The following is a 16,492-nucleotide window of genomic DNA, read 5'->3' as shown; positions in this document are numbered from 1 at the left end:
ATTAACGCACCTTCAGCGTTGCCAGGCCAATCAGCACCAGCATCAGCGAAATGATCCAGAAGCGCACGATCACGCGCGGCTCCGGCCAGCCTTTCAATTCATAGTGGTGGTGAATCGGCGCCATGCGGAAAATGCGTTGTCCGCGCAGCTTGAACGATCCCACCTGCAGGATCACCGACAGCGTCTCTACCACGAACACGCCGCCCATGATCACCAACAAAAACTCCTGGCGCAGCAGCACCGCGATGGTGCCCAGCGCGCCGCCCAGCGCCAGCGAACCGACGTCGCCCATAAACACCTGAGCCGGGTAGGTATTGAACCACAGGAACCCGAGGCCGGCGCCGACGATGGCGGTGCAGACGATCACCAACTCACCGGCATGACGCAGATACGGAATATGCAGGTAGTTGGCGAAGTTCATGTTACCGGTCGCCCAAGCTACCAGCGCGAAACCGGCCGCCACGAATACCGTCGGCATAATCGCCAGGCCGTCCAGACCGTCGGTCAGGTTGACCGCGTTGCTGGTGCCGACGATGACGAAATAGGCCAGCAGGATGTACAGCAAACCCAACTGCGGCATCACGTCCTTAAAGAACGGCACAACCAGCTCGGTGGCTGGCGTGTCTTTTCCTACGGCGTACATGGCGAATGCGACAATCAGCGCAATCACCGACTGCCAGAAATACTTCCAGCGGGCGATCAGCCCTTTGGTGTCCTTACGCACCACCTTGCGGTAGTCATCGACGAAACCGACGATGCCGTAACCCACCAGCACAAACAGCACGCACCAGACATACGGGTTGGACGGGTAGGCCCACATCAGCACCGAAATGGTGATGGAGGTCAGGATCATGATGCCGCCCATGGTCGGCGTGCCGCGCTTGCTGAAGTGCGACTCGGGGCCGTCGTTACGCACCACCTGGCCGAAGGACATTTCTTGCAGACGCTTGATCACCCGCGGGCCCATCCACAGCGACAGGAACAGCGCAGTCAGCAGGCTGACAATGGCTCGGAACGTCAGATAAGAAAAGACGTTGAAGCCTGAGTAATACTTGACCAAATGCTCGGCCAGCCAAACTAACATGGTGCTTTCTCCTGTAACGCGCGTACTACCTGCTCCATTGCGGCACTACGTGAACCTTTGATTAACACGGTGATGACCGCATGTTCCGACAGTAATTCCGCCACGCGCGCGATCACTGCTGTCTTGTCCTGATAATGTTCGCCGTTGCCGGAAGCCTCGCTCAGCACGCGGCTCAACCCGCCGACGCTGATCACTTTATCGACCCCGGCCTGGCGGGCGGCTTCACCCACCTGACGGTGGCACTCTTCCGCTTCTGCGCCCAGCTCGGCCATATCGCCGACCACCATCACGCGGTAGCCCGGCATCTCCGCCAGCACCTGCGCCGCCGCAGTCATCGACCCGACGTTGGCGTTATAGCTGTCGTCCAGCAGCAGCTTGCCTTCGGCCAGCGCCACCGGGAACAAACGCCCCGGCACCGCCTGCAATTGTTTCAACCCCTGACGCACCGCTTCGAGAGTGGCGCCCACCGACATCGCCAGCGCCGTGGCCGCCAACGCGTTGGCCACGTTGTGGCGCCCCGGCAGCGGCAGCGCGATCTCGGCGGTGCCGAACGGGCTGTGCAGCGTAAACTGCGTGCCTGCGCCATTCACCCGCACGTCGTCCGCGAAGAAGTCCACGCCTTCGGCCGCCTGCGGCGAGAAGCGCCAGACGGTTTTGCCGCCCAGCATGCTCTGCCAGTGCGGCCAGTCGTTGTTATCGGCGTTGATGATCGCCACGCCTTCGGCCGGCAGGCCGGTAAAGATTTCACCTTTCGCCTGGGCGACGCCGGCCAGCGAGCCGAAGCCTTCCAGGTGCGCCGCCGCCAGGTTGTTCACCAAAGCGGTCTGCGGACGCGTCAATGCGGTGGTGTAAGCAATTTCGCCAATGTGGTTAGCGCCCAGCTCTATCACGGCAAAATCATGCTGCGGCTCCAGACGCAACAGCGTCAACGGCACGCCGATGTCGTTATTGAAGTTGCCGGCGGTATATAGCACTTCGCCGCATTCACGCAGAATGGCGGCGGTCATTTCTTTCACCGATGTCTTGCCCGAGGAGCCGGTCAGCGCCACCACGCGCGCCGGCACCTGCTGACGCACCCAGGCGCCAAGCTGCCCCAGCGCCAGACGGGTGTCTTTCACCACCAGCTGCGGCACGTCCACCAATAAGCGCTTACTGACCAGCAACGCCCCGGCGCCTGCGGCTACGGCATTCGCCGCAAAGTCGTGAGCGTCGAAACGTTCGCCTTTCAGCGCCACAAACAGGCAACCAGCGGTCACCTTGCGGGTGTCTGTCGTCACCTCGACAATTTGGCAATCGGCGCCGATCGGTTCAGCGCTCAATACCTCAGCCAGTGTCTGAAGAGAGACAGGGATCATGCCAGCACCCCCAGCAGTCGGGCGACCGTCGTGCGGTCGGAGTAATCCAAGCGGCGGTTGCCCACCAGCTGATAATCTTCGTGGCCTTTGCCCGCCACCAACACCACATCCTGCTCCTGCGCCTGCATGATGGCGCTGGTCACCGCTTCGGCGCGGCCGTGGATCACCAGCGCCTGCCCGGCATCCAGCAATCCGGTCAGGATATCGTTGATAATCGCGCGCGGCTCTTCGGTACGCGGGTTGTCATCGGTGATCACCACGCGATCGGCGAACTGCTCGGCGATGCCGCCCATCAGCGGACGCTTGCCCTTGTCGCGATCGCCGCCGCAGCCGAAGACGCACCACAGCTGCCCCTGGCAGTGCAGGCGCGCCGCTTCCAGCGCTTTCTCCAGCGCATCCGGCGTGTGGGCGTAATCCACCACGACCGTCGGTTTGCCCGGCGCGTTAAACACTTCCATGCGGCCGCAGACCGGCTGCAGACGGTTGCCGGTTTCCACCAGCGCCTCCAGCGGGTAGCCCAGCGACAGCAGCGTCGCCAATGCCAACAGCAGATTGCTGACGTTGAAAGCGCCCATCAGGCGGCTTTCGATCTCGCCGTCGCCCCAGCTGGAGCTGAACCGAACCGTGGCGCCGTTGTCGTGATAATCGACCGCCGTGGTTTTCAGCCAGCGGCCGTGGCAGCCCGGCTGCAGGTTGTCCTGCATCGTCACCGCCACCGCATCCGGCAGCTTGCTCAGCCAGCGCTGGCCGACTTCATCGTCGGCGTTGATGATCGCCTGCCCCACATTGTGGGCGGCGAACAGCGACCATTTGGCCGCCTCGTAATTGGCCATGTCACCGTGGTAATCCAGGTGATCGCGGCTCAGGTTGGTGAAGACCGCGGCAGCGAACGGCAGCGCCGCCACCCGGTGTTGCACCAAACCGTGGGATGAGACTTCCATCGCGGCGAAGGTCGCGCCCTGTTCCGCCAAGTCGTTTAATACGTGTTGAACATCCACCGCAGAACCGGTGGTATTCTCGGTCGGGCAGACCTGACCCAGCAGACCGTTGCCGACGGTGCCCATCACCGCGCTGGTTTCGCCTAGCAGTTGGCTCCACTGCGCCAACAACTGCGTGGTGGTGGTTTTGCCGTTGGTGCCGGTCACGCCGACCAGGCGCAGACGCTCGCCCGGCTGATGGTAAAAACGCCCGGCCAGCGCGGAAAGGCGCTGGTTCAGTTGGCTCAGGTAGATCACCGGCACGCCGTGCATCTCAACGATGGTGCCGTCTTCGGCCTGACCGTCAGCTTCGGCGATCACGGCGGCGACGCCCTGCGCGATGGCCTGCGGAATATAGCGGCGTCCATCCGTTTGATGGCCGACCACGGCGACAAACAGATCCCCGGCAGCCGCAACACGGCTGTCTAATGTCATTTCCCGCAGCGCGCGCCCGGGCGCCGTCGGCACCCACGGGGCGAGTAAGTCGCGCAAATTACGATCTGCCACCTGAACCCTCTTTCTTGTTAATCACTAATTCGCTTTTGTCACCGGTAGGCAACGCGTCAGGCTCGACGTTCATGGTGCGCAATACGCCGCCCATGATGGCGCCGAACACCGGCGCGGAGATTGCGCCACCATAGTATTTCCCACCCTGCGGGTCGTTGATGACGACCACCAGGGCAAAACGGGGGTTACTTGCCGGCGCGACGCCGGCGGTATAAGCGATGTATCGGTTGACGTATTTGCCGTCCGGGCCCACTTTTTTCGCGGTACCGGTTTTGATGGCGATACGGTATCCCTTGATGGCGGCTTTCACGCCGCCGCCGCCCGGCAAGGCCACGCTTTCCATCATGTGCACCACGGTGCGCACCAGAGGTTCAGGGAAAACGCGTTCGCCGGCGACCGGAGGGTCAACCTTGGTGATCGACAATGGGCGATACACGCCCAGACTGCCGATCGTTGCATAGACTCGCGCCAACTGTAACGGAGTTACCATCAGCCCGTAGCCGAAAGAGAAGGTGGCCCTCTCTATGTCAGACCACCGTTGTTTTTTTGGGTATATGCCACTGCTTTCTCCGACCAGCCCCAAATTGGTCGCTTTTCCCAGCCCAAAACGAGAGTAAGTATCTACTAACGCTGAGGACGGCATCGCTAACGCCAGCTTTGAAACACCGACGTTACTCGACTTCTGCAAGATCCCGGTCAATGACAGCTCCGAGTACCGCGCCACGTCTTTGATCTCGTGGCCCTGAATGCGGTACGGGATGGTGTTCAGCACGCTGTTTTCTCTCACCACGCCGTTTTGCAGCGCGGTCATCACCACCATTGGCTTCACGGTTGAACCGGGTTCAAAAATATCGGTGATAGCGCGGTTACGCATGGTTTCTTTCGGCGTACCGGCCATGTTGTTCGGGTTGTAAGACGGGCTGTTGGCCATCGCCAGCACTTCGCCGGTGTTCACGTCGATCAGCACCGCAGTGCCCGATTCGGCCTTGTTGAACGCCACGGCGTTGTTCAGCTCGCGATACACCAGCGCCTGCAGTCGCTCATCGACGCTCAGCACCAGGTTATGCGCCGCCTGGCTGTCGACGGAGGAGATATCTTCAATCACTCGGCCGAAGCGGTCCTTGCGCACCGTTCTCTCGCCCGGTTGCCCGGTCAGCCAGCGATCGAAGCTCTTCTCGACGCCTTCGATGCCTTGCCCGTCGATGTTGGTCACGCCGATGATGTGCGACGTCACCTGCCCCGCCGGGTAGTAACGGCGCGACTCCTGCCGCAGGTAGATCCCCGGCAGCTTGAGTTTGTGGATGTAGTCGCCGATCGCCGGGTTAACCTGGCGCGCCAGGTAAACGAAGCGCCCTTTCGGGTTGGCGTTGATGCGGTTGGAAAGCTGGTCCAGAGGGATGTTGAGCGCATCGGAAAGCGCTTTCCAACGGCTGTCCAGCGTGATGCCGCCACGTTCGTTCAGCTCTTTCGGATCGGCCCACACCGCATTCACCGGCACGCTGACCGCCAACGGACGGCCGGCGCGATCGCTGATCATGCCGCGCGCGGTCGGCACTTCCTGCACGCGCAGCGAACGCATGTCACCTTCTTTCACCAGACGATCGGGGTTGATGACCTGCAGGTACGCGACGCGCAGCATCAGGCCAACCATCGCCAGCAAAATGCAGCCGCACAGCAACGCAAAACGCCAGCTGACAAAGCTGGCCTGATCTTCCTGGCGTCTCAACTTACCGGGGCGCGCTGCTTTCATGCGTTTCCTTTCTACTCCGTGTCATTATTCCGGTTAAACCATTCATTGTTTAACGATGATATTTTCCTGCGATGGATCAACGTGTTGCATCTGCAGTTTTTCTGTCGCGATACGTTCAACCCGGCTGTGATCGCCGAGGGCGTTCTCTTCTAAAATCAGGTTGCGCCACTCGATATCCAGCGCATCGCGCTCCAGAACCAGCTGCTCGCGTTCGGCGGTCAGCAGGCGGGTGCGGTGCGCGGTGGTCACCACGAAAATCGCGGAGACCAGTGACGCAATCAGTAAAATCATGGGGATCTTGGCGTTGCGCAGCAGATCGCCGCCAATCACCCCGACCAGGCCGTGACGTTCGTTGCCAATCACGCGGGCATCCTCTCAGCAATGCGCAGCACCGAGCTGCGCGCACGCGGGTTGTCCGCCACTTCCGCTTCCGACGGCATCATTTTGCCCAGCGCTTTCAGCGTTCGCCCGCCCATGCCGCGCAGTTGCTCCTCGGTCAACGGAATGCCGGCCGGCACCTGGGCGCCGCGGCTGTGGTGTCGCATAAAGCGTTTGACGATGCGGTCTTCCAGCGAATGGAAGCTGATGATCGACAAACGGCCCTGCGGGGCCAGCACTTCCAGCGCGCCGTCGAGCGCACGCTCGATCTCTTCCAGCTCGCTGTTGATATAAATGCGGATCGCCTGGAAGCTGCGCGTCGCCGGATGCTTGTGCTTTTCACGGAACGGGCTGGCATCGGCGATCAGATCCGCCAGCTCTTTGGTGCGCGTCATCGGCTCCACGCGGTTTCTTTCGACGATGGCGCGCGCGATGCGCTTGGCGAAACGCTCTTCGCCGAAGGTTTTCAGCACCCAGGCGATGTCGTCCGCTTCGGCCTTCATCAGCCACTCTGCGGCAGACAGGCCGGTGGACGGATCCATGCGCATGTCCAGCGGACCGTCGCGCATAAAGGAGAACCCGCGCTCCGCGTCGTCAAGCTGCGGCGAGGAAACGCCCAGATCGAGCAGAACGCCGTCGATCTTGCCCATCAGCTCGCGCTCCCGCACATAGTGCGACAACTCGGAAAATGGGCCGTGTACGATGGTAAAACGAGGATCTTCAATAGATTTGGCGGCTGCAATCGCCTGAGGGTCACGGTCAATTGCCAGCAAGCGCCCTTCCGGCCCCAGTTGGGACAGAATCAGACGAGAATGGCCACCGCGACCAAAAGTACCGTCGATATATATGCCGTTGCTGCGGATATTGAGGCCGTTGACGGCTTCGTCCAGCAGGACGGTGGTGTGTTTATAGTTTTCCAACATGCTTATAGCGACAAGTCCTGTAGCCGCTCAGACAACGGTTCCTGAGTCGACTGTTCAGCGTCAATATCATCCTTGACTTGTTGATACCAGGTCTGTTCATCCCACAGTTCAAACTTGTTGAACTGACCGACCAGCATCACTTCTTTCGTGAGCCCGGCGTGTTGCCGCAGCGTACTGGCTAACAGCAAACGACCGGCACTATCCATCTGACACTCACTGGCATGTCCCAACAGCAGGCGCTGAACGCGGCGCTCGGCGGGATTCATGCTCGACAGACGTGATAATTTTTGTTCAATAATTTCCCATTCGGGCAAAGGATAAAGCAGCAGGCAGGGCTGATGGAGGTCAATGGTACAGACCATTTGGCCTTGCGATTCCTCGTTGAGCAATTCCCGATATCGGGTAGGTACGGCGAGCCGCCCTTTGCTGTCGAGGTTGACCATCGTCGCTCCACGGAACATTCCTGAGCTACCCCTTAGTGACCGTTTTCACCACTTTACCCCACAAATTCCCACACAATGGAGTTTACGGAGGGTATGAAAACCTTGTCAAGCCAGAGCGCCAGCGCTTTGGCAATATTTCTCTGGTCATTTTGGGAGCTGACTCGCGAAAGAAACTCTGATTATTCGACGATTAAAAATTAACACCATGATAAACGGAGAGAATTTTCTAAGCGGAAAAAATCTGATTAAAAACCTGACGAACTGGCGATTAATTAACTCATTACTTCCTTCTGCAAGCCATGTCTCATTTTTCAGCTCGGCAATCTCAGGGCTGTAACCGCTGCCGCCCCGCGCGCGCCAAGGCTCGGCGCCTGACGAGTCGACCGCAGAATAAGGCTATAACTCCTTGAGTTAATAACGCTCAATCGTTATTCACCGTGAAACTGCGCGCTATTTTACTTCAATTTGCACCGCCATGATGAGAGCACGGCGAAAATAAATGGCTCGGATATTACGAGCAGAAGTAATTTCGATTTAAATCAATTTGGTAAGATTATTCCCAAAACACCTGTTTACAATTATGGTTTCATTTTCTTACACCTTTATTTCCACAATTTTTGCCGGAAAAATCCCCCCGCGGACACAAAAAATCGCAACAGCATGTTTTTAATAGGTTTATTTAAAAACACCGATTTTAATCTCTCCATCCCTTCCTGCGCCCCGGCCCTGCGGGACAAAAACCGAACAAATGTTAAAAATAAAAATATAAACCTAGTTAAAAAACTCAAACCAGATCAGTAAACTATATAAAAAGCAAAAAACCAGAATTAACAACCAAAAATTATAAAATTAACAGCACATTAACACAAAAGGAGAGATACATGCTTTCGCCCGCCGCACACTGGCGCAGCGCCGCTGCCGATACGTTTGCACTGGTGGTGTACTGCTTTATCGCCGGTATGGCGATTGAAGTGTTAATCTCCGGCATGAGCTTCCAGCAATCCCTCTCTTCACGCCTGTTGTCGATCCCGGTCAACATTCTGATCGCCTGGCCTTATGGCCGCTATCGCGATCTGTTTATCCGCACGGCGCGCCGTTGCCCGCACGGCCAGTTCCTACTGCGCAATCTCGCCGATCTGCTGGCCTATGTCAGCTTCCAGTCGCCGGTTTATGCTGCAATTTTATGGAGCGTGGGCGCCGACGGCCAACAAATGCTGGCGGCGGTAACCAGCAATGCGCTGGTCTCCATGGCGATGGGCGTGGTGTATGGTTACTTCCTGGAATACTGCCGACGGCTGTTTCGGGTGGCAGGTTACGTCTAAAGGAGCCCGCCAACGCGGGCCCCTGTCAGGCAAACTACTTGCGGCTCAGACTGCCGCGGCGGAACAGATTGCGGCGAATGCGCGTCAGCCCCGGCTTGGGTTTACGCGGTTCGTCCAGGCTGGCCAGCACCAGTTCCAGCACGCGCTCGGCCACGTCGCGATGGCGCTGCGCTACCGCCAATACCGGGCACTCAAGGAAATCCAACAGTTCATGATCGCCGAAGGTGGCGATCGCCAGATCGGTCGGCAAGCGGCCGCGTTGCTTCAGCGTCACGTCCATCACGCCCTGCAATAAAGAGAACGACGTGGTAAACAGCGCCTGCGGCATCGGGTGCGTTTTCAACCATTCGGCAAACAGCGCGCCGGCGGCTTCGCGTTCGTAGCTGTTGGCGTACAGGTAATCGACGTGGCGGGGATCCTCTTGCCAGGCCTGGCGGAAGCCCTGCTCACGCAGGAAGCTGACCGAAAGCTCCGGCAAGGCGCCCAGGTACAGCACCGACTCCGCCGGGAAGGTGCGCAGCTCCTGCGCCAACGCAAAAGCGTCTTCCTGATCGGCGCCCACAACGCTGATGAAATGCTCGCGATCCAGCGCGCGGTCCAGCGCGATGATCGGCAGCGGATCGTTGGCCCAGCGTTGATAGAAAGGATGCTCCGGCGGCAAGGCGGTGGAGACGATGATGGCGTCCACCTGACGCTGCAGCAGGTGCTCAATGCAGCGCATTTCGTTGTCCGGCTGATCTTCGGAACAGGCGATCAGCAATTGGTAGCCACGCTGGCGCGCCTGGCGCTCCAGGTAGTTGGCGATGCGGGTATAGCTGGTATTTTCCAGATCCGGGATCACCAGGCCGATAGAACGGGTGCGCCCGGCGCGCAGCCCCGCCGCGACGGCATTCGGGTGATAGTTATGCTCCCTGACCACGGCCATCACTTTCTCGACGGTTTTATCGCTGACACGATACTGCTTCGCCTTGCCGTTGATGACATAACTGGCCGTCGTGCGCGAAACGCCCGCGAGACGCGCGATTTCATCCAGTTTCACATTAACCCCTTAATGACGCTGAAAATAGAAGTGAAGGCTGTGCTCGGATTAACCATGGCATCCCGTGCGGTTATTCAATCCAGCCTCTGCGATCTAACAGCAGAAAACACTACCTAGCAACCGCTTTTGCCGAAAGGTGCCGGCAATCGGGCAAAAAAGGCCGAAAAACAAAGGGCGCAGCCACGCCGCGCCCCCGATTATTCGCCGCCAGACCGCGCTCAGCGCATGATTTTGTCGCCGCGCGACACGCCGACCACGCCGGAACGCGCCACTTCCACAATCTCCGCCACTTCACGCACCGCGCTCAGGAAAGCGTCCAACTTGTCGCTGGTGCCGGCCAGCTGCACCGTATACAACGTTGCCGTCACATCGACGATCTGGCCGCGGAAAATATCGGCGCAGCGTTTCACCTCTTCACGGCCGTAGCCGCTGGCCTGCAGCTTCACCAGCATGATCTCGCGTTCAACGTGAGCGCCCTGCACCAGCTCGCTGACGCGCAACACGTCCACCAGCTTGTGCAACTGCTTCTCAATCTGCTCCAGCACTTTCTCGTCGCCGACGGTCTGGATAGTCATGCGCGACAGCGTCGGATCGTCGGTCGGCGCCACCGTCAGGCTCTCGATGTTGTAACCGCGCTGGGAGAACAACCCCACCACGCGCGACAGGGCGCCGGATTCGTTTTCCAGCAAGACAGATAAAATACGGCGCATGATCAGGTCCTCTCCGTTTTGCTAAGCCACATTTCGTCCATGCTTCCGCCGCGGATCTGCATCGGGTAGACATGTTCGGTTTCATCGACGGTCACGTCGACGAACACCAGCCGCTCTTTTTCCGCCAGCGCCTGCGCCAGCTTGCTTTCCAGCTCATCCGGCGTGCGGATGGCGATGCCGACATGGCCGTAAGCCTCGGCCAGCTTGACGAAGTCCGGCAGCGAATCCATGTAAGACTGCGAATGACGGCCGGAATAAATCATGTCCTGCCACTGCTTGACCATGCCCAGATAGCGGTTGTTGAGGTTCACCACCATCACCGGCAGGTTATATTGCAGCGCGGTGGACAGCTCCTGAATATTCATCTGAATGCTGCCGTCGCCGGTCACGCACACCACGGTTTCCTCCGGCAGCGCCAGCTTGACGCCCAATGCCGCCGGCAGACCGAAGCCCATGGTGCCGAGGCCGCCGGAGTTGATCCAACGGCGCGGTTTGTCGAACGGATAATAGAGCGCGGCGAACATCTGATGTTGGCCGACGTCCGAGGTGACATAGGCGTCGCCCTTGGTCAGGCGATGCAGGGTTTCAATCACCGCCTGCGGCTTGATGGTGCCGCTGTTTTTGTCGTAGCCCAGGCAGTCGCGGGCGCGCCACTGCTCGATAGACTGCCACCAATCGCGCAGCGCATCGTGATCCTGCGCTTTGTCGTCCTGCGCCAGCAGCTCCAGCATCTGCACCAGCACCTGCTTGGCATCGCCGACGATCGGGATGTCGGCGTCCACCGTTTTGGAGATCGAGGTCGGATCGATATCGATGTGCAGCACGGTGGCGTCCGGGCAGTACTTGGCCAGATTGTTGGTCGTACGATCGTCGAAACGCACGCCGACGGCGAAGATCACGTCGGCATGGTGCATGGTTTTATTAGCTTCATAGGTGCCGTGCATGCCGAGCATGCCGACGCTCTGGCGATGAGTGCCGGGGAAGGCCCCCAACCCCATCAGGCTGCTGGTCACCGGCAGGTTCAGCTGCTCCGCCAACGCCAACAGTTCGGCTTCGCAACCGGCGTTGATCGCGCCGCCGCCGACGTACATCACCGGCTTTTTGGCCGCCAGAATGGTTTGCAGCGCGCGTTTGATTTGCCCGCGGTGGCCCTGCACCGTCGGGTTGTAAGAACGCATGCTCACGTCCTGCGGATAGGCATAAGGCATCCGCACCGCCGGGCCGACGATGTCTTTCGGCAGATCGATCACCACCGGGCCGGGGCGGCCGCTGGAGGCCAGGTAAAAGGCCTTCTTCAGCACCGCCGGGATATCTTCGGTGCGTTTTACCAGGAAGCTGTGTTTCACCACCGGCCGAGAAATCCCCACCATATCGCACTCCTGGAAGGCGTCGTAGCCGATCAGCGAGCTGGGCACCTGCCCCGACAGGACGACCATCGGGATCGAGTCCATATAAGCGGTAGCGATACCGGTAATGGCGTTGGTGGCGCCGGGGCCGGAGGTCACCAGCACCACGCCCACTTCGCCGGTGGCGCGCGCGTAACCGTCGGCCATGTGCACCGCACCTTGCTCGTGGCGCACCAGAATATGATCGATCCCTCCGACCGTATGCAGGGCGTCGTAGATATCGAGCACCGCCCCGCCGGGGTAGCCGAATACATGTTTAACGCCCTGATCGATCAACGATCGGACGACCATCTCGGCTCCTGACAACATCTCCATGGGTTTGCCTCCAGGCTTGCTTATTCTTCTCTGGCGCCGGAACGTAGCGCCTGCTGCGGGGCAATGCCCCTAAATTTTTATGGGTTGTCGCTATCGAATTAACATAACGTCAGAATATGGGGCAGGCAAACGGCAAAATGGCTTAACGGCGGCGGGGTTATTGCCAAGCGGCTGGAGATCGCGACTTTATAAAAACAATGCGCTAGCCCCAGGGGCGTCAGGCTAGGCATTGTTTCGAACAGAGGGGAAATTACAGAACTAAATCAGGCGAAGAATATGCCGTTTTTTTCGCCGAACGCGCGGTCCGCCGGCGGCCTCAGCCCTGTTCCTGGTACATGGAGTCGATTTCACGCTGATAGCGCTGCAGGATCACTTTGCGGCGCAGCTTCAGCGTTGGCGTCAGCTCCCCCAGCTCCATGGAAAAGGCCGCCGGCAGCAGCGTGAACTTCTTCACCTGCTCGAAGCGCGCCAGCTCCTTTTGCATCTCGCGCAGACGCTTTTCGAACATCTCGAGGATTTCACCGTTGCGCAGCAGCTCCAGACGATCCTGATACTTCAGGTTGACTGACTTCGCGTACTCTTCCAGCGACTCAAAGCACGGCACGATCAGCGCGGAAACGAACTTGCGCGCATCGGCGATGATCGCCACCTGCTCGATAAAGCGGTCCTGCGCCAGCGTGCCTTCCAGCATCTGCGGCGCGATGTATTTGCCGCCGGAGGTTTTCATCAAATCCTTAAGGCGCTCGGTGATGAACAGATTGCCCTCTTCATCGATCGCCCCGGCGTCGCCGGTTTTCAGCCAGCCGTCTGCGGTAAAGGTCGCGGCGGTTTCCAACGGTTTGTTGAAATAGCCGCGCATCACGATCGGCCCGCGCACCTGGATTTCATTTTCTTCACCGATGCGCACCTCGACCTCCGGCAGCGGTTTGCCGATAGAGCCGAAGCGGAAATGCCCTTCTTCCCAGCAGGACACGGTCGCACAGGTTTCGGTCATGCCATAGCCGTACTTGATGTTGACGCCCATCGCCTGGAAAAACAGGATCACATTGTCATCCAGCTTGGCGCCCGCCGCCGGCAGGAAGCGCACCCGGCCGCCGAGGATGCCGCGCAGCTTGCTCAATACCAGCTTGTCGGCCCAGCGATGAGAGAGTTCGAACAGTTTACCCAACGGTTTGCCGGCCCGCTCCTGAAGGAACTTGCGCTCCCCGCAGACGATCGCCCAGTGGAACAGCGCGCGGCGCAGCCAAGGCGCGCGCGCCACTTTTTCATGCACCGCGCTGAAAATCTTCTCGTAGAAACGCGGTACCGCGCACATCAGCGTCGGGCGGACCTGCCCCATCGCTTCCCGTACCCAGTCAGTGTTCGGCAGGAAGACGTTCTGCGCGCCGGAATGCATGACAAAGAAGCTCCAGGCACGCTCGAACACATGCGACAGCGGCAGGAAACTGAGCGACACATCTTCTTCGCCAACCGTCAGTCTCTCATCATGCAGGTAGAGCTGCGCCGCCAGGTTGCGGTAATCCAGCATCACCCCTTTCGGCTCGCCGGTGGTGCCCGAGGTATAGATCAGGGTGAAGAGGTCCTGCAGGTCGCACTCTTCAATGCGCTGCCGACGTTGAGCGATAAAAGCCGCCGGATCGGCGGCATGCTCGAAGGCGCTCAGGTGTCGCGCTATCTCGCAGCCGCGCAGATCGGCATCTTGGTCAAACACGATAATATGGCGCAGCTGTGGGCAAACGCCGCGCAGCGCGATGGCCGCGTCCAACTGTGCCTGTTCGCCGACGAACAGTATGCGAATGTCGGCGTCGTTGATGACGAAGGCCGCCTGCGCCGGCGTATTGGTGGAATAGAGCGGCACGCTGACGCCGCGCAGGTGGAGAATCGCGAGATCGGCCAGCGACCAGGCCATGCCGTTATTGGCGAAAATGCCGATGCGCTCTTGCACTTCGGCCCCCAGGGCCAACAGCCCGGCGGCAATGCGATCGATGCGAACGGCGGCCTCTTCCCAAGTCAGTTGAAACTCGCCGTTGGGCGACCATTGGCGAAAAGCTGTGCGATCGGCTCGGTGGGTGATTTGATGCTGTATACGATGGATCAAATGGTATTGCAGCAGATTAGTGATCATAGTGCTCTAAGCCTGAAATGAATCATACAGTTAAGCCTGAACGACGCCTTACGGCCCTCATCTCAGCTTACACGTGTTTACTTTTTTCCGCGCAGTCTACCTACTCTCAGGCAGGGGGAAAAGCGATTTCAGCGTAGAAGTGTGAGCCAAAACTCAGGCCGGCTTTCGCGCTTTCATGGGTTGGACAGAACGGGAAGGAAAAGGTTTGCTGGCGGCAATAAAACGCGGCCCATCTGGGCCGCCGCATCGAGTTAGTTTAAAATACCAGTCGTAAAGTAAAAATCAGAATATTAATTTATATTAATTATTTTTGGTAAACGAACCAACTCACCCTGAAAATAAGTTATTTAATCGCCGCAAAACCAAGAAACATCTTAATAAAAACCCAGATAGTTCTTAGTTTTTATCATGAGAAAAAAACGCTCAGTTGAATATTATCTTTATATATCCCCATTTTTTATCGCTTTACTTTGGGTTACCCGCCTCAATCAGGACGGACTTCATCCACTGGTGCCCTTTATCCCGTTCGGAGGATTCATGCCAGGAAAGATAGCAGGTCGCTTTATTGTGATTGGCGCACAAAGGAACTGCCTTTATTTTCAACGCCTCCGTCTGTTGCCGCACCAACCAGGCGGGCGCAATCGCCACCATTTCCGTTTGCGACACCATATTCAACACGCTGTAGAGATCCGTGCACTGTTGTGTCACGGCGCGCAGCATCGGCTCCTCTAAATAGAAAGGTTTACTGAACGATCCAAAACTTTCCAGGGAAACCGCCGCATGCTGTTCGGCCAACATGTGTTCCGGCGTCACCTCCTCCCCCTATTCGCGGGTGCGCCTGCGCAACCGCCAGCACTAATTCGTCGTCGAACATCGCCAGGCTGCGAAACTCCGCCGACTCGAAACGGCTGTAGCCGATGACAAATTCGACGTCCTGATAACGCAATTGATGTTCAATATTATTGTTAATGTATGACTTTATTTGCAGGTTAAGCTGCGGCGCTATCTGTTTGACGTGATTGATTATCCCGGCACCCAGACGCAAATCGAGCGGGCTGCACAGGGACAGGGAGAACGCTCGCGTGCTGGTCAGCGGCTCAAACTCAGATCCCGGCAACTCATTTTGCACCAGCTGCAGCGCTTGCCGCACCGGCCCGAACAGCTGCCTGGCCCGCATGGTGGGCTGGATCCCGCGCCCGCAGCGCACGAACAGCTCGTCGTTGAACATCACCTTCAGACGCGCTACCGCGTTGCTCACCGCCGGCTGCGACATCCCTAACGAATTAGCGGCTCGCGTAATATTTTGCATTTGCATCACGGCGTCAAACACCGTCAGCAAATTAAGATCGACGCTGCGCAAATGGATGTCCGCCGGCTCTTTAACCATGGCGATTTCTGAATCATATTCAGCCATATTTCACTCCACTAAATCCTGTGTAGATAATCTAATCCTTATGCTCGACAAACAATGAAACGCCGCATTGTCTTATCTTTGCACGACAAATCCTGCCATTACCGTCATCAGCCGATAAAAAACCTCGTGTTATCGACACGATTTAAGTCGTATATGGAATGCATATCAGTCACTTCTACCGTCAGCAGGAAGAATGCCACCTGGGTGGTACTAATAATTAGGTATTAACAATGATTAATACAATTAAACAACGTAACCCCACTGTATGAGACAAACTATAAAAACACATCATAAGCAATCAAACCATCTAAAAACATCAATCGCTTTGTGTAAAATCGCATTATTTTGTTATATTATGACTAAAACAATCAATTAATCATATGAATTCAATTTAAATCATTCGTATTAAAAATATTATTTTGTTTCCTCCCGTGATTAATCCTCCTTATTTTTTCATCACAAATCTTAACCCAACAAAATCCAGAAGCAATTAGCGCAGTATATATTCGATTCGTTTATGCTAAGCAGCACGCAAACTGCTCCCATTTTTTCTCTATAGCACCGCATTTTTACCGAATGATCCTCTGTTGGGACGCATAGCCGGTGCATTGTCCCCGCATTCAATCAGGTGTTGACATCGCCAGGCCAATCACGTATCAAATTAGGCAGACACCCAATTTAAGAGAAGCTGAACCATTATGATCCGTACTCACCGTCTACTAGGCCTACTACTTAACGCATCTT

12 protein-coding genes and 1 pseudogene are annotated in these 16,492 nt (G+C 57.7%); 1 reads left to right on the top strand and 12 read right to left on the bottom strand.

Annotated features, from left to right (window positions below):
• Position 1 precedes the first annotated feature (1 nt).
• Genes mraY through mraZ form a run of 7 tightly spaced genes read right to left on the bottom strand, consistent with a single transcriptional unit; the run spans position 2 to position 7,435 of the window.
• Positions 2–1,084 carry a phospho-N-acetylmuramoyl-pentapeptide-transferase gene (mraY, locus tag ACORQT_RS03410; RefSeq protein WP_004932782.1) on the bottom strand — a complete coding sequence of 361 codons (1,083 nt, stop codon included), beginning with the start codon at positions 1,082–1,084 and terminating at the stop codon, positions 2–4.
• Positions 1,078–2,439 carry a UDP-N-acetylmuramoyl-tripeptide--D-alanyl-D-alanine ligase gene (gene murF, locus ACORQT_RS03405; protein WP_164057568.1) on the bottom strand — a complete coding sequence of 454 codons (1,362 nt, stop codon included), beginning with the start codon at positions 2,437–2,439 and terminating at the stop codon, positions 1,078–1,080. The genes mraY and murF overlap by 7 nt, the downstream gene beginning before the upstream one ends.
• Positions 2,436–3,923 (bottom strand): UDP-N-acetylmuramoyl-L-alanyl-D-glutamate--2,6-diaminopimelate ligase, encoded by a 1,488-nt coding sequence (murE, locus tag ACORQT_RS03400; RefSeq protein WP_164057567.1) that lies wholly within the window; start codon positions 3,921–3,923, stop codon positions 2,436–2,438. Before murE ends, murF begins: the two co-directional genes overlap by 4 nt.
• The gene (locus tag ACORQT_RS03395) at positions 3,910–5,673 is read right to left on the bottom strand and encodes a peptidoglycan glycosyltransferase FtsI (protein WP_004932790.1); all 1,764 of its coding nucleotides are present in this window, start codon (positions 5,671–5,673) and stop codon (positions 3,910–3,912) included. The genes murE and ACORQT_RS03395 overlap by 14 nt, the downstream gene beginning before the upstream one ends.
• Positions 5,674–5,715: 42 nt before the next feature.
• On the bottom strand, positions 5,716–6,036 hold the full coding sequence (gene ftsL, locus ACORQT_RS03390) for a cell division protein FtsL (protein ID WP_033651674.1): 321 nt from the start codon (positions 6,034–6,036) through the stop codon (positions 5,716–5,718).
• Positions 6,033–6,974 carry a 16S rRNA (cytosine(1402)-N(4))-methyltransferase RsmH gene (rsmH, locus tag ACORQT_RS03385; RefSeq protein ID WP_047572675.1) on the bottom strand — a complete coding sequence of 314 codons (942 nt, stop codon included), beginning with the start codon at positions 6,972–6,974 and terminating at the stop codon, positions 6,033–6,035. Before rsmH ends, ftsL begins: the two co-directional genes overlap by 4 nt.
• A gap of 2 nt (positions 6,975–6,976) precedes the next feature.
• Entirely contained in the window at positions 6,977–7,435 is a 459-nt protein-coding gene (gene mraZ / locus ACORQT_RS03380) for a division/cell wall cluster transcriptional repressor MraZ (RefSeq protein ID WP_004932796.1), read from the bottom strand.
• A gap of 863 nt (positions 7,436–8,298) precedes the next feature.
• Between mraZ and ACORQT_RS03375 the strand changes: the two genes are divergently transcribed.
• On the top strand, positions 8,299–8,739 hold the full coding sequence (locus tag ACORQT_RS03375; protein ID WP_033651675.1) for an L-alanine exporter AlaE: 441 nt from the start codon (positions 8,299–8,301) through the stop codon (positions 8,737–8,739).
• Positions 8,740–8,773: 34 nt separating this feature from the next.
• Here the strand turns inward: ACORQT_RS03375 and cra are convergent, their stop codons facing one another.
• The 5 genes and pseudogenes from cra to leuO form a co-directional block, all read right to left on the bottom strand.
• Positions 8,774–9,778: a catabolite repressor/activator gene (gene cra, locus ACORQT_RS03370; protein WP_004932801.1), complete on the bottom strand. Its 1,005-nt coding sequence runs from the start codon at positions 9,776–9,778 to the stop codon at positions 8,774–8,776.
• Positions 9,779–9,996: 218 nt separating this feature from the next.
• Positions 9,997–10,488, bottom strand: coding sequence for an acetolactate synthase small subunit (ilvN, locus tag ACORQT_RS03365; RefSeq protein ID WP_004932806.1), 492 nt, complete (start codon positions 10,486–10,488; stop codon positions 9,997–9,999).
• Positions 10,489–10,490: 2 nt separating this feature from the next.
• Positions 10,491–12,209, bottom strand: a complete 1,719-nt coding sequence (gene ilvI / locus ACORQT_RS03360; protein WP_164057565.1) for an acetolactate synthase 3 large subunit — start codon at positions 12,207–12,209, stop codon at positions 10,491–10,493.
• 316 nt (positions 12,210–12,525) lie between these two features.
• Positions 12,526–14,334 carry an AMP-dependent synthetase/ligase gene (locus tag ACORQT_RS03355; protein WP_033641850.1) on the bottom strand — a complete coding sequence of 603 codons (1,809 nt, stop codon included), beginning with the start codon at positions 14,332–14,334 and terminating at the stop codon, positions 12,526–12,528.
• Between the two features lie 465 nt (positions 14,335–14,799).
• Positions 14,800–15,748 (bottom strand): annotated as a pseudogene (gene leuO, locus ACORQT_RS03350) (transcriptional regulator LeuO).
• Positions 15,749–16,492 lie beyond the last annotated feature (744 nt).

This window comes from Serratia sp. (in: enterobacteria) (assembly GCF_052400455.1).
Taxonomy (GTDB): Bacteria; Pseudomonadota; Gammaproteobacteria; order Enterobacterales; family Enterobacteriaceae; genus Serratia; species Serratia ureilytica.
The sequence above is the reverse complement of the archived record's forward strand: the minus strand, read 5'-3'. Positions and strand labels throughout refer to the sequence as shown.